At 62.5% G+C, this 14232-nt stretch carries 12 protein-coding genes and 1 pseudogene; 2 read left to right on the top strand and 11 right to left on the bottom strand.

From position 1 onward, the window contains the following. From ACLD1X_RS24370 to ACLD1X_RS24355, 4 genes are all read right to left on the bottom strand, one after another. Positions 1–843: a DUF2950 domain-containing protein gene (locus ACLD1X_RS24370; RefSeq protein ID WP_429372066.1), complete on the bottom strand. Its 843-nt coding sequence runs from the start codon at positions 841–843 to the stop codon at positions 1–3. An 80-nt stretch (positions 844–923) separates the two neighbouring features. Next, a complete protein-coding gene (locus ACLD1X_RS24365; RefSeq protein ID WP_429372064.1) occupies positions 924–2504 on the bottom strand; it encodes a DUF3300 domain-containing protein in 1581 nt (526 codons plus the stop codon). Between the two features lie 159 nt (positions 2505–2663). Continuing rightward, positions 2664–3941: a flavohemoglobin expression-modulating QEGLA motif protein gene (locus ACLD1X_RS24360; RefSeq protein ID WP_429372062.1), complete on the bottom strand. Its 1278-nt coding sequence runs from the start codon at positions 3939–3941 to the stop codon at positions 2664–2666. Between the two features lie 55 nt (positions 3942–3996). Next, a complete protein-coding gene (locus tag ACLD1X_RS24355) occupies positions 3997–4899 on the bottom strand; it encodes a LysR family transcriptional regulator (RefSeq protein ID WP_429372060.1) in 903 nt (300 codons plus the stop codon). A gap of 130 nt (positions 4900–5029) precedes the next feature. Between ACLD1X_RS24355 and ACLD1X_RS24350 the strand changes: the two genes are divergently transcribed. Further along, entirely contained in the window at positions 5030–5860 is an 831-nt protein-coding gene (locus tag ACLD1X_RS24350) for an oxidoreductase (RefSeq protein WP_429372058.1), read from the top strand. 89 nt (positions 5861–5949) lie between these two features. On the opposite strand, the gene ACLD1X_RS24345 is transcribed toward ACLD1X_RS24350, so the two are convergent. From ACLD1X_RS24345 to ACLD1X_RS24320, 6 genes are all read right to left on the bottom strand, one after another. Then, positions 5950–7488, bottom strand: a complete 1539-nt coding sequence (locus tag ACLD1X_RS24345; RefSeq protein WP_429372056.1) for a DHA2 family efflux MFS transporter permease subunit — start codon at positions 7486–7488, stop codon at positions 5950–5952. After that, positions 7481–8560: an HlyD family secretion protein gene (locus tag ACLD1X_RS24340; RefSeq protein WP_429372054.1), complete on the bottom strand. Its 1080-nt coding sequence runs from the start codon at positions 8558–8560 to the stop codon at positions 7481–7483. Before ACLD1X_RS24340 ends, ACLD1X_RS24345 begins: the two co-directional genes overlap by 8 nt. After that, a complete protein-coding gene (locus ACLD1X_RS24335) occupies positions 8553–9017 on the bottom strand; it encodes a MarR family winged helix-turn-helix transcriptional regulator (protein WP_429372052.1) in 465 nt (154 codons plus the stop codon). The genes ACLD1X_RS24340 and ACLD1X_RS24335 overlap by 8 nt, the downstream gene beginning before the upstream one ends. Positions 9018–9160: 143 nt before the next feature. Further along, entirely contained in the window at positions 9161–11287 is a 2127-nt protein-coding gene (locus ACLD1X_RS24330; RefSeq protein WP_429372050.1) for a TonB-dependent receptor family protein, read from the bottom strand. A gap of 95 nt (positions 11288–11382) precedes the next feature. Further along, complete coding sequence (locus ACLD1X_RS24325; RefSeq protein ID WP_429372048.1) at positions 11383–11709, bottom strand: DMT family transporter; 327 nt, start codon at positions 11707–11709, stop codon at positions 11383–11385. A gap of 66 nt (positions 11710–11775) precedes the next feature. Continuing rightward, the gene (locus tag ACLD1X_RS24320; protein ID WP_429372046.1) at positions 11776–12777 is read right to left on the bottom strand and encodes an SLAC1 anion channel family protein; all 1002 of its coding nucleotides are present in this window, start codon (positions 12775–12777) and stop codon (positions 11776–11778) included. Between the two features lie 115 nt (positions 12778–12892). Between ACLD1X_RS24320 and ACLD1X_RS24315 the strand changes: the two genes are divergently transcribed. Next, positions 12893–13849, top strand: a complete 957-nt coding sequence (locus ACLD1X_RS24315) for a GlxA family transcriptional regulator (RefSeq protein ID WP_429372044.1) — start codon at positions 12893–12895, stop codon at positions 13847–13849. Between the two features lie 278 nt (positions 13850–14127). Here ACLD1X_RS24315 and ACLD1X_RS24310 read toward each other — a convergent pair. Further along, positions 14128–14232: pseudogene (locus tag ACLD1X_RS24310) on the bottom strand (co-regulatory protein PtrA N-terminal domain-containing protein); the annotation flags it as partial.

The raw sequence follows: 14232 nt of genomic DNA, 5'->3' as shown, positions 1-14232 counted from the left end.
TCACTCCTGCTGCGCCTGATCTTCATCCACCTCTTTCCAGCTGTCATCCGGATCAAAGCGCTTCATGGCTTTGGCGAGTTTTTCACCACCGGGCCCCAGGTCTTTCTCGAACACCTGGCCATCATGGCTGATCATGAAACTCATCACCCCGGTGTCGTTGTATTTCGCCGGCCAGGCGATCAACGCAAAGCCGCGGCTCATCTTGTCGCCGATCAGGTAACTGTAGGCGCCACCCGGTGCTGAAGGCCCCTGGCCATCAAGGATGCGGAAGCGGTAACCATGCCAGTCTTCGTCGGCAATGGCTTTGCCGAACAAAGGCCCCAGCGGGCTGATCTGGCCGCTATCGTCTTCTTCCCAGTAGAGTCCGTCGTGCTTGCCGGGGGTGCTGAAGATTTTCTGCGCATACTCGAGTGCGCCATCACCGTCTCGATCCACCGACGCATAGTCCATCTGGGCGTCGTGGTAGGCCAGCACCGATTGCACCGCGGCGAGTTCATTGCGGCCGATTTGCCGTGCACGGATCTCGGCACTGCCAGCCTTCAGGTCAAAGCGCCAACCGTCAGCGGCTTTTGTCATGGGGATGGGCAGTGTCCAGTTCTTGCTGCCGACCGCCAGGACGGCCTTGCGGTCGCCGGTGTTTTCAATGTGATGTTGCTCGCGGTATTGCTGCAAAAACGCATCGACATCTTCGCGCTGTACACCTTCACGCGGGATGTAAGTGTGCCAGTCACTGCCCAGCAGTTCGGTCAGGCGAGCCTGGTCGGAATGTTCCGTGCCCAGTGCTGCAACGAACGCTTCCGCGGCCTTTTCCGGCGTTGGAAAGGCCTGTTGTGCCATCGCCATGCACGACCACGCCAGGCCGGCAGATATCGCAAGGACATGAGGGAGCAATCCCGTGAGTCCCTTCATTCGAGGATGGTTTTTCAACGGCGGCCCCCCCTTTGACGCGCTGGTGGACTGGACGGCCGACTGATCTGTTGACCGGCCGATCGCGAGGCATTGGGACGATGGGCGGATGCCTGGCTCGCCCGGCCACGATTGGCCTGGAGGTTGGCCTGGGACGGCGAGCGCGCGCCAGCGAACGCGTTGTTGCGGGCACTGCCGGCACTGGCGGCCGGCCGTTTGCTGGTTCCTTGACGCGCCTGTGCGCCGCCTTCTTTGCGCTGATTGAGCTGGGAGGCCTGGTTCCTCGGTTGCTGGCTGGCCTGGCGATTCTGGTTCCTGGGTTGCTGATCGGCCTGACGGTTCGCGTTCCGGGGCTGCTGGTTGTCCCGGGTGTTCCTGGCAGTCCCCTGGCCTCTGTCAGCCGCCTTGGGTCTGTCTGCACCGGCCTGTAACCGGTTGCCGCCCGCGGCTCCGGACTCGAGTTTGCGCGCTTGGTCACGGGCTTCACGGTTGCTGGTGGCAGGTCGTTCGATACCGTGCTTGTCCATTGAGTTGCGGGCATTTTCACGGGCCTGGGCGCGCTGGGGATTATCCCCTCGGTAGGCTTCACGCTGGCTGGCACCGTTCAATTGGCGGCCGTACTGTTCGCGGCTTTTGTTGTCGCGATAGGGAACGCCATTGCGGTGCACCGGGTTGTGCTGCCATTTGTTCTGGTTGTTGGTGATGCGGTTGTTGGCGTTGATGTTGTTGTAGCGGTTGACGTCGATGTCGACGTCGTTATTGCCCCAGTCACATTCCCCCCACAATGCCCCGACGATGGCCACGCCGGTACCAAACGCCAGCCCGGCCATCAAGGCCTGGCCCGGGTAATAGGCGGGTGGCGGTGGATAGTACACGGGAGGCGAAGCCGGGTAGGGCCAGGTGCCGTAGGTGGTCGTCGGGTTATAGGTGGGGACGTACACCACCTGCGGATCGGAAGGCTGGATGATGATGGTCGAGCTGCTGGCCGGTGCCGCTTGCGGAGCAGGGGCTGGCGCCGCTGCCTGAGTTGTGGACGTGGCCGCTGGAGCCGGCGCCGCGACGTTCTGAATCGTCACGTTCTGATACTGGTTGCTCTCCAGGTTGCCAGCGGCCTGGGCCTGACGACGCAAGCGTTGTACGCCGTTCATGACATCGTCGGGCTGCGCCAGGAAGGCGTCGCCCAGGCGTTGTACCCAGACGGGATCCTGCCCCAGCGTTGCCAGGACCTGAGGGAAGGCGACCAGCGCCTGCACGCTCGGATCCCAGGGCTGGCTTGCCACTTGTTTGACCGCGTCGTCGCCCTTGGCGTCGGGGTGCGCCTTGGACCAGCTTACCGCCTCACCGACTTCCCCGGGGTACGTGGTAGCCATCAGTACCTGGGCCAGCAAGGGGTCCGGGTAAAGCGCAATGGGCGCCAGCATTTGATCCAGCTGTTCCTGGGTAAACACGGGATCCTTGGTCGCCGCCGTGGCGGGTGCTGCATTGGCCGCGCCGGTCGGAGCCGGTGCGGCGGCGGTCCCTTCCGTGCCCAGTGCCAGGCAGGACGATCCGCTCAAAAGCAGTACGGCCGACAGCGCGTAAAGTAATGGAATGTGCATTGCACCCCCATGTGATCAGGCAGGCTTGAAATGAGTGGAACAATCCCTTGCAGGTGCAAGCCGGCTTTGCAAGCCACAGAGCTCAGCCTGGACACCGCTTCCTAAGCGTAGCAGCTGATTTCAAGGATCCCGGTTGTGTTTAAAAAGGTGTGATCCTGTTCAATGTGCGCTGGCATCGCTTTCGTGTTCCTCGGCGAATGCCATGAAGACCTTCAGGTCCAGCACATCCAGCTTGATCTGGGCGATGAACGCCGAGAACGCCAGGTTGGCGGCCAGGATACGCAGGTCCGAGGCCCAGGCCGGAAGATAGACCGGTGCCTTGAGCCAGCCGGAGTCGAACAGTGGCGCCAGGCGCAGGGTGTCCGCCAGGCTGAGGCGCCCTGCAAACAAATGCCCGATCAGTTCCGGCCGGTTATCGCGGATGGCTATGCGCAGCAGGGTGTGCACGCCGAGCAGCCCGGTCAGGTAAGCGGCGTCCTTGGTAAACGCCGAACCGCCCCGCAGATCGACGCCGCGGAACACCCGTTGGGTCGAGCGGAAGGATTCCTCTTGCGACTGCCCGGCCGCCAGAAAACTTTCGAACACCTGGATGAAGTCGGCGCCTTCCAGCGCCTGCTGGACGGCGAGCACGCGCAGGGCCAGGCGACGCAGGCGGTTGATGTCCATGCTGCCGGTGAACAGTTCGGCCAGGGTGGCAATGCCTTCCTGGGTCTGGGTCGTGCGGGGCGCTCCCAGGCCCAGGCTGGTGAGGTTGGGCTGCCGCGCACCGTTTTGTGCCGTGGCGACATGGACGAAGGCCTCGTGTTGCAAAAGCTGATTCTTGTCCAGCTCGGTGAACAGTGCGCTGGCGCGCAGGCGAATGCGGCTCGATCCGGCGATGGCCTTGGCGGCCAGGTTCGGATCGAGCACGACCGTGATCTGCCCGACGCCAAAGAAACGGTCCAGTTCCGGTCGAAGCCAGTCGGCGAACGCCTTGGCCGGAATCTCGGCCGGGCTCGGTGGGATCTGCGCTCCACCGAGCAGGGCGTCGGTGGTCTTGAGGAAGAAATGCGCCGCGTCGAGCATGCTCAGTTGCAAGCGCGTGTAATAGAAGTCCGGGCGCCGGTACAGCGCCGACGAATAGTGGGTAAACGCCGGGGTGCCAATGGCCCCCAGCATGTGCCCGGCCGTGGCATAGCTACGGGCGGTCATGGCGAGGTAATTGCCGGCCGGATGCCCCACATCGCAACGGCGGATAAAGGTTTCCAGGGCGGCGATGTCGGCGCTGTGGTCGCGGGGCTGCAACTCGACTTTGGGTAACGCCGCCCGCCCGCCGCGCCATTTCGCCAGGAAGTCTTCCTCGACCCCGTCCGGCCAGGACAGGGCATCGAGCACGCGGATCTTGCGGGTCAGGCCGGGCAGGGCGGCATCGAGCTCGGACAGGGCGGCGGCGCTCATGGACAGCTCCTTGAGGGACGAAGTGACGTTACAAAAGCTTAGCCGTCGTGCGCGGTTACGTTTTGAGTTGGCGGGCCGCACGGGCAAAGTCGATGAACGCCTTGAGCGCTGCCGGCACATGGCGGCGACTCGGGTAATACAGGTGCAGGCCCGGATAGTAAGGGCACCAGTCGGCCAGCACCTGGATCAAGCGGGCATCCGCCAGGTGCCCGCTGACCATGTCCTCGAACACATAGGCCAGACCCACACCTTGCAAGGCCGGGCCGATCATCAGGCTGACATCGCCGAGCGTGAGCGGGCCGCTGACTTCGATTTCCTGGGCGATCGCGCCGCGTTCGAATTCCCATCGGTACATCGCGCCGCTGGGAAAGCGATGGCGGATGCACGGCAAGCCATGCAAGTCCTCGGGTTTGCGTGGCGGAGCATGCCGTTCGAAGAATGCCGGTGAGCCCACGACCACCGAGCGCATGTTCGGCCCGATGGGCAGTGAAACCATGTCGGCTTCCAGGCGATTGCCAAAGCGTACCCCCGCGTCAAAACCACCGGCGACCACGTCCACCAGGGCGTCGCTCTCGACGATCTCCACGCGGATATCCGGGTACGCCTGCAAGAACTGGCTGACGATCGGCAGCAACACCAGCTCGCAGGCCTGTCGACCCGCTGTCAGGCGCAGGTTGCCGGAGGGCTTGTCGCGAAAGTTGTTGAGGTCTTCCAGTGCATCGTCGATGTCGCGAAAGGCCGGTTTCAGCCGGGCGTAAAGGCGTTCCCCTGCGTCGGTCAAGGCCACGCTGCGGGTGGTGCGGTTGAACAGCCGTACGCCCAGGCGATTCTCCAGGGCGCGCAATGAGTGGCTCAAGGCCGAAGGCGTGAGGCCGAGCTCCACGGCCGCACGGCTGAAGTTCAGGTGCCGGGCAATGCACAGGAACAACGACAGGTCGGCGGTGGAGGGGGATTTCATTTGTGAGCGCCTTTCACTAAGCCATGTAAATTTGCTGGGATTATCACATCAGTAGCACGGGCTTAAAGTCGCATCAACTCATCGAGAAGGCCCGGCAATGTCGCACGGGTCGCTGACAGGAGGAGTTGAAATGCGTACCTGGTTCATTACTGGCGCTTCCCGTGGTTTTGGCACCCTCATCGCAGAACACGCCCTGCGTGCCGGCGACGCCGTTATCGCCACTGCCCGCAAACCACAAGACATCACTGACCGTCTGGGTCATCACCCGAACCTGCTCGCGGTGCGGCTGGACGTCACCCGCGAGGAAGAAGCGCATCAGGCGGTCGCCGAAGGCATCAAGCGTTTCGGGCGCATTGACGTGCTGATCAACAACGCCGGTTTCGGTGTGCTGGGTGCGGTGGAAGAAACCAGTGCCAGCGAAACGGAGCGTCTGTTCGCCACCAATGTGTTCGGCGTGCTCAACGTCACCCGCGCCGTGCTGCCGCACATGCGTCGCCAGCGTAGCGGTCATGTCATCAACATCTCGTCGATCGGCGGCTATCAGGCCTACATGGGCTGGGGCGTCTACGGTGCCACCAAGTTTGCCGTGGAGGGCATTACCGAAGCGCTGCATCAGGAACTGGCGCCCTTGGGCATCCATGCGACCGTTGTCGAACCCGGGTTCTTTCGTACCGATTTCCTGGACGAGCAGTCGCTGGTCAAGACCGCCCTGGAACTGCCGGACTACGAGGAAACCGTGGGCAAGATGCGCCAGTTTGCCGAAGGCGCCAACCATGCGCAGCCTGGCGACCCGGTGAAGTTTGCCGAAGCGATGCTCGCGCTGGTCAACGCCCCGGAGCCACCACAACGGCTGGCGCTGGGCAGCGACACGGTGGCTCGAATCGAGGCGAAGAACCGCTTTGTGCAAGCGGAACTGAGTGAGTGGAAAGCGCTGGCGCTGTCCACCGACTTCAAGGTCTGACGCGGCGGCCCAACGCCGGTTTCAACAGGTGCGCAAGAACCGGGCGAGTCCCGGTTCTTGCGTTTGTGCAGGCAAGCTCACGCCGGTGTTTATTCCATGACCGCTGGCGGCTCTTCCTGTGAATGCGGGCTTGGGGCCTTGATAATCAGCAACAACGGCATGACCGCCAGTGACAACAGCATCAGCAGCTTGAAGTCGTCCACGTAGGCGATCCAGCTGGCTTGCACGTTGACCATGGCGTCGAGAGTGGCGCGGCCGGAGGCGGCCATCGGGTCCAGGAAGCTCTTGATCACCGCGGCGTCGAAGGCGCGGTTGAAGGGCGTGATGTAGGCACCGATCTGCTCGTGGTTGGCCTGGATGTTCTGGGTGAGCAGCACGGTCACGATGGAAATCCCGACGCTGGAACCGACATTGCGCGACAGGCTGTAGAGCCCGGTGCCTTCGGCGCGCAAGGAGGCTGGCAGGGTCGCGAAGGCAACCGTGGTCAGTGGCACAAACAACATGCCCAGGCTGGTGCCCTGGATGAAGCCGACCCAGATGACGGTTTGCATCGACACGTCCGGCGTCCAGCCGGTCATCAGCCCCATCGACAGCGCTGACAACCCCAGGCCCGTCAGCAGTAACAGGCGGGTATCGACTTTGCCCAACAGGCGCCCGGCGAGGAACATGGTCAGCATCGTGCCCAGGCCACGCGGGCCCATCACCATGCCGGCGGTCAGCACCGGGTAGCCCATCAGGGTTTGCAGGTAGGGCGTCATCAATGCCAGTGAGGCCAGGTAGGTAATGCCGACAATGAAAATGAAGATGACGCTGATGGAAAAATTGCGATCCTTGAACAGCTTCGGGCTGATGAAGGGGGCATCGGTGGTGAAGGTGTGAACCACAAACACGTACAGGGCGACAGCGGCCACGATCGCTTCGACGAGGATTTCACCGGACGCGAACCAGCCCAGTTGCTCACCCCGGTCCAGGAACAGTTGCAAGGCCATGATCGCCACGCTCAGCGAGCAGAAGCCGAGCCAGTCCAGGCGGGTCGTGGTGTCGGTGCTCGTTTCGCTGACGTAATAGACGATCCCGGCCAGCGCCAGCAATCCAATGGGCAAATTGATGAAGAACACCCAGCGCCAGCTGAAACTCTCGGTCAGCCAGCCACCGAGCATCGGCCCCAGCACAGGGCCGACCATGACCGACACGCCGAACAGCGCCATGGCCGAACCGCGCTCCTTGAGGCTGTAGATGTCCAGCAGAATACCCTGGGACAGAGGCACCAGCGCCGCACCCGCCAGGCCCTGCAACAGGCGGGCGAGGATGATTTCTTCCAGCGACTGCGCCAGGCCGCAAAGGATCGACGAGACCACGAAGCCGACAATCGCCCATAACAATACGCGTTTGCGCCCGAAGCGCCGGGCCAGAAAGGCAGACGGCGGCGTCATGATCGCGGCGGCGACAATGTAGGACGTCAGCACCCAGTTGATCTGGTCGGAACTGGCCGAGATGCTGCCTTGCATGTAGGGCAGGGCGACGTTCGCGATGGTGGTGTCGAGCGCTTGCATGATCACCGCCAGCACGACGCACGCGGTGATCATCCCGCGATGGGCCACCGGTTCGGTCGCGGCCGGGTCATTCATGGGCCAGAGCCGGGGCAGAGACCTTGTCCGCCAGCAACCCCGAGAACAGGTGCGGCAGGCCACGGGCCGAGCCGGTATCGATCTCGGCCTGCACACTCATGCCGGTGCGCAGCGGCGGTTTTCCCCCGGCATCATCGATGCTGATGCGCACGGGAATCCGTTGCACGACCTTGACCCAGTTGCCCGTGGTGTTTTGCGCCGGCAGCAACGAGAAGCTTGAACCCGACGCCGGGCTGATGCTGTCGACGGTGCCGTGCCACTGCACGCCGGGATAGCTGTCGACGCTGATATCGACCGGCTGACCGGGTTTCATGTGGGTCAGTTCGGTTTCCTTGGGCGACGCCGCGACCCACAGGTGGTCGGCCGACACGAGGCTGATGCCCGATTGCGGTGGTTGCAGGTACGAGCCGACCTGCAGCGAGTCGACGTTGGTCACGATACCGTCAAACGACGCCCTGACCACCGAGTTGTCGAGGTTGCGCTGCGCTTCGTCGACGGCGGCCTGGGCAACCCGGTACGCAGGCTGTTGTTCGACGGGGGTGCCGATATTTCCGCCCAGTTGCGCCAGGACCATTTGTGCCGTGGCCCTGGCCACGGTGATTTTTTGCCGGGTGCTGTCCAGTGCATGCCTGGCATCGTCGTAGTTGGTTCTGGACACCGCAGCAACGCTGACCAGGGTTTGCTGGCGCTGGAAGCTGGCCTGGTAGTACGCGAGGTCGATCTGTGCCTGGTCGATTTCGGCCAGCGCCTGCTGGTAATTGGCCTGGAGGTTGAGGATCTGGTTGCGCACATTGCTCAACTGCGCCCTGGCACTGGCCAATGCGATTTCAAAGGGCTCGGGCTTGAGGGTGAACAGGACCTGGCCCTTGACCACCCGCTGGTTGTCCTTGACGTCAACCGAGGCGACCAGGCCCGAGACATCGGTGGAGACACCGACATGATCGGCCTGGATGTACGCATTGTCGGTGGCAACGATCTGCCCGCCTGTTACATACAGATAGCCGCCGACCACCAGCACGATGGGGAGCAAGGCGAAGAGCGAGGTGCGCACGAGTTGCCGTCTCTCAATCATGACGATGCTCCTGTTCTTCAACAGGAAGACTGCAGGCTTCGATCAGGTTGGACCTCATCCGCTTCATCATCTGCAGTAGCAGTTGTTCCTCCTCGGCAGAGAATCCGCGCGTGGCTTCCTGACGGGTAACCCGGCCCATATCCCGCATGAGTTGCAGCAGCGGATGGGCCTGCTCGGTCAAAAACAGCAGGGACAGGCGTCGATCTGTAGGGTGGCGACGTCGCTCGACCAAGCCGCGCTCGGCCATCTTGTCCAGCAGACGCACGAGGGTAATTGATTCGAGCTCCAGTAGATCCGCGAGTCCTTTTTGATGAATGCCTTCATGGGTCGACAGCATGGCCAGCACCTGCCACTGCGAGCGAGTGAGGCCGACATGCCGCGCGCGTTGTTCAAACCGCTTGCGCATCAGCCGGGCGCTGTCATGCAGGGCAAAACCAAGGGTCAATGCGTCGGTCATGGTGAAATCTGCCGCAGGGGAGTTAGCTCATCATAGTTTAGCTTGTAATTAGTAAGCTATCTAAAATTTCGGGATTGTTCAGGTGAATCGATTCTCCCCGTGAACCTGCTTTTCGACGTGCCTTTCGGTGGGTAACCCCTACCTCAGAGCAGGCTCCAGGACACCCCGACGTACATCGCCATGCCCTCGCCGGGCGTGGAGCGTGCCGCGTCCAGTCCTTTGTCGTCGTAGCCCGGCGTGACCGTGGCGGCATAGTGCTTGTCGGTCAGGTTGCGCAGGTCCAGCCAGGTCTGCCAGTCGCCCTTGGGCGCGTTGTAGCCCAGGGTTGCGCCGAATATGGCGTAGGGATCGGCGTAGTAACTGTTGGCGTAATCGACCGCCACTTTGGACACCCATTGCGTATTGAACGCGGCGAAAAAGCCTTGTGGCCAGTCGTAGCGCAGTTCGCCCTGGTAATAGTGCATCGGCAGGCCCGGCAGGCGGTTGTCGCCAAAGCGCTCATCGTCGCGATAGTGGAAGTCGCTGAAGGTATAGCTCTGGCGCAGGCTCAATTGGCCGCCATCGTCCGGTGACCAGAGGGGGCTCAGCAGGCTGGCTTCCACGCCCTGGTGCACGGTGGGGCTGGCGTTGAGTTCGTAGGGCGTGGTGGCGTTGGCGTCCGGCAACACCGAAAGCAATTCATGGCGTACCTGGGCGTAGTACCAGGCCAGGCTCCACTGCCCCAGGGTGCTGTCACCGCGGCCACCGATTTCCAGGGTGGTGGCGGTCTGGTTTTGCAGCTTGACCGGATCGCGCTGGGCACCGGTGGCAACGCCGCTGCCGGCGGGGAAGCGAACATTGGAACTATAGATCAGCGACCACGGGTGTGGCGCCTCGACCGAGCGACTGAGATTGCCGAACAGTTGCAGGTCGGGCGTCACTTGATAGCGCAGGCCCACGCGCGGGGCGTAGTCCCAGTCGTGCAGGCTGGTCTTGCCGCCTGCCTGCGGGTAGGTGACATCGCTTTCACGGCGGGTGTAGATCGCGGCGAGGCCGGTGGTCAGCCACAGGTCGTCGGCGATCTCCAGGTCGTTGCCGGCATGCAGCACCGTGTCCGAGCCCTGATAGGTGAAGTTGCGAATCAGCGTGCCCGGCGCGTAGCCGGCAGTGTTGCCGGTGGGGATGCGCACGAACTCGCTGGCGCCATCATTGGGCAGGTGTCTGGTCACGCGCAGGCCCAGCGTGCTTTGGCTTTGCAGACCCCAGAGCGTGTCGCGACGCTTGTAGTCGAACGTGCCGCTGACGTCCGTGTACGCGACCTTCAGGCGGTTGGGCCCCTCGCTCAAGTCCATGGGGTAGTCGTGGTAGACCAGGCCGGTCTGGAGGCTCGAATCGTCATCGATGTACCAGGTGGTCTTGTTGCCGATAAACGTGCTGCCCGGCTCGTCGCGGCGGTCGTTGCGCGCCACGTAGGCGGGGTTGGCCGCCCGTGGGTCGTGCTCGATGGAGTGCTTGGTCACGCGCCCCGCAAGCTCGTTGTCGGTCTGGCGGTGGCGCAGGTAGAAGCGGGTTTCCAGGTCGGGATTGAGGCGATAACCGAAGTTGGCGATGACGCCCTGGCTCTCGCTGGCCGTATGGTCCTGGTAGCCGTCGGCGTTGGCGTCGGTCATGGCCACGTAGTAATCGAAGTCGCCGAGCACTTGCCCGGAGCTGACCTGGCGCTGCAGGTAGCCGTGGCTGCCGGTCGCGTAGCGCACCTGCAACAACGGTGAGTCGTAGCCGGTGTGGCTGACGTAATCGATGGCCCCGCCCAGGGCCAGCGCGCCCCGGTCGAAACCGTTGGCGCCGCGCAGCACTTCCACATGGTCGAGCCACAGCGGTTCCAGCAATTCATAGGGCGTGCCGCCGGGGCCGGTCAGCGGCAGGCCGTCGAGCAGGGTGTACAGCCCCGAGGCATGGGCGCCTGGTGCGCGGTTGATGCCCGAACCGCGGATCGAGATCTTCACTCCCTCGTTGCCCGCCGACTGGGCATAGATCCCGGGCTGGTAAGCCAGCACATCCTGGTTGCTGGCCACGCGCCCCTGCAACGGGCGGCGCAGGTCGACCACGTTGGTGCCGCCGGGCACCTGGGCCAGCCGAGCCTTGGCGTCCTCGATCGTCCGGTCTTCGTCGCTCTGGTCTTCGGCCCCGATCAGCACTTGTCCCAGTTCCAGGCCCTGAGCCTCGGTCATGGCCGGGCAAACAAGGGCCATGCCCAGCAACGCGGCGGGCAAGTATTCAGGCGAGGGCATTGGGGAAACTCCAGACAGACGGAAACGGGCAAGGAACAGTGCGACGCAAGAAAGGACGAAGGAAACACATGGCAATTTTGTAGTTGTTGCTTTGTTCAGGCCGCCCAACGCAGTCCGGCGACACTCAGCAGAATCAAGCCGATCCAGAACAACCGCCCGAGCGATACGCCGTCACCCAGCCAATACATGCCGACAAGGGCTGTACCGGCAGCGCCGATGCCGGTCCAGACGGCATAGGCGGTGCCGACGGGCAGAGTCCGCAATGCCATCGTCAACAAGGACAAGCTGCCGGCCAATACCACGAATGTGCCGGCGAGCAGCCAGGGCCGTTCCAGTCCGTTTGCGGATTTCAATCCGACCGCAAAGGCGATTTCCAGGAGTCCGGCGACGATCAGAAGTAACCAGGAAGTGGTGTAAGTCATGCGACAAGACCTGTGATGGCAAAAAAAAAGCGAGCCGGTCAAGGCTCGCCAAAGGGAGGTAACACGTCAGTTGGCCAACAATTTTCCGCTGAACAGACTGGCCAGGGTTTTCACGGTCAACACGCTCAATGCCACAGTGAGGAACAGCAGGATCAGCGCCGCGATGACCATCAACAGCATGCTGTCCTGGGCATGTGCATATTTGAGCGCCGCATTGCTCAGGGCCGCGATGGGAAAGCTGATCGCCCACCACGAAGGGGCAAAGGGCACATCGCGACGGAACACCTTGAAGCTCAGCACCACGAACAGGAACAGGCCGAAGTAGAACAGCACGCTGGCAAACCGGTCGATCTCGCCGAACACGTTGGTGTACGCCAGGAAGCCCACTTCAAAGGGTGCAATCAAGACCATCAGTGAAGGCACCATGCCTTTGGCCAGGGCGGCCTGATGCACCAGTCGCGAAAAGATCCGGGTATAGAAAACCAGGGCCACCACCGCACCCACGGCAAGCGCAAACAGGTTGAACTCCCCAGCCCAGGCCATGGGCATGTGCGCACCGGTTACTGCGATATCGAGGGTGGCAACACCCGGGATCAACCAGGCGGGTACGGCATTCAATGGATCCTGACCGCCCGACAACAGGCGCGATACCACCAGGCCGGCAAGCAACACGGTCGATACGCTGCCCAGTATCCAGAGTGCCTGTCCAAGCAACGGGCTGTGGGGCGCTGCCACTGCGGAAAGCAGCAGCAGGGCGATGGTGACGGTGCCGAAAAAGTTGCTGGCGACCGGATGGTTGAATTCGGCCCGTACCGCTTCAGGGTGCTTCACCCACTTGCCCAGGTAGCCCAGGGTCAGCAACACGAATACCAGGCCGGCAAATGCGCCAATCGCTTCGCCCAGCATGCCACCGATGCCGTAGTGCTGACCGCTCAGGCGCCAGGCGAGGCCCAGACCGGCCAGGCCCATGACCGAACCGAACAGATTGATGGGCAGGTTCTTGATGGACATCGTGCTGGTCGGTACCGATTGAGCTGCAGCGACGTTGGGGGTGTATGCAGTGTTCATGGCAATCTCCCGTTTGACTGAATTTGCTGTTGGAGCTATTTTCAGCCAAACAGGCGTTGGCTGAAATATGCTGGTAACGACATATTCAGCCAATGATTCGACGAGGACAGACATCATGCGCATAACCCTCCTGGCATTCCCCCGCGTGCAGCTGCTGGATGTGGTCGGCCCGGCAGACGTTTTCGCCGAGGCCGCCAGACAACTTGGCAATCCACGTGCCTACCGGGTTGAAGTCATCGGTACCGACAAAGGCATGATCAAAGGCTCAAGCGGTTTGAAGCTCGGCGTCGACGAGACCTTCGAAACCTATAAAGGCCGGATTGACACGTTGCTCGTGGCCGGCAGCCCGCACATCGACGAGATTGCCCTGAACCCCGCGCTGCAGGAGTGGCTGCGCAAACAGGCGAAATCAGTGCGCCGAATCGGCTCGGTCTGCAGCGGTGCCTTCCTGCTGGCCGCCGCGGGCTTGCTTGACGGGCGGCGTGTCACCACTCACTGGAATTCCAGCGCGAAACTCGCAAGGGAACATCCCGATGCCCACGTCGACCCCGATAGCATCTTCATCAAGGACGGCAACCTCTATACCTCCGCGGGCGTCACGGCCGGCATGGACCTGGCCCTGGCGCTCGTCGAAGAGGATCACGGCAGGGAGCTGGCGCTCAGCGTTGCCCGTGAAATGGTGATGTTCTTCAAGCGACCTGGCGGGCAATCACAGTTCAGCGCGCAGCTGGCCGCGCAAACCGCCGAGCGCAGTGTGATCAGGGATGTACAGGAGTATGTCGTGCAGCACCTGAAGGCCGACCTGAGCGTACCCACCCTGGCCGCTCGCGCAGGCATGAGCGAGCGCAACTTTGCCCGCACGTTCAAGGCCGAAGCCGGCTCGACGCCGGCCGAGTTTGTCGAGCTGGCCCGCATCGATGCGGCCAGGCGACTGATCGAGGATTCGGACGTACCGCTCAAGCGCTTGGCCGATAACGTCGGCTATGCCAATACGGATGGGTTTAGAAGGGCCTTCATGCGGCGTCTCGGGGTTGGGCCGAGTGACTATCGGAAGCGGTTTTCATCTGGATGACGGGCAGGGCGCCCATCGTCAAAAGGTCATCGGACTGTTCGGTGTCTGATGCCCGTTCGGGCGTGGTTATTGCCATTGAGCAGGGGGATTGACAATGGCCTGGCGTCGCGGGCTTTGGTTTCCCGCGCATTGCTTACGATGTGGATTCAGTTGGTCGGTGCAACAGGCGGACTCTGGTAACCAGGACCTGGTTCAAATCAGCGCCAGCAGCACTGAGGGTGCTGCATTTGAGGTTTGAGGCCGCACATTGCTGGCGGCCTCGGGGTGCGCTACAGCGATCAGCTGTTGGTGCGATCGGCCGCTTTGGCTTTGCTTTGAGCTACACCGGCTTCAGCTTTCTGTTTCTGGGCAACCTGGAAGGCTTCCATCGAGACTTTCCGGGC

Origin of the sequence: Pseudomonas sp. 18173, assembly GCF_050432945.1 — a bacterium.
GTDB lineage: Bacteria > Pseudomonadota > Gammaproteobacteria > Pseudomonadales > Pseudomonadaceae > Aquipseudomonas.
The sequence above is the reverse complement of the archived record's forward strand: the minus strand, read 5'-3'. Positions and strand labels throughout refer to the sequence as shown.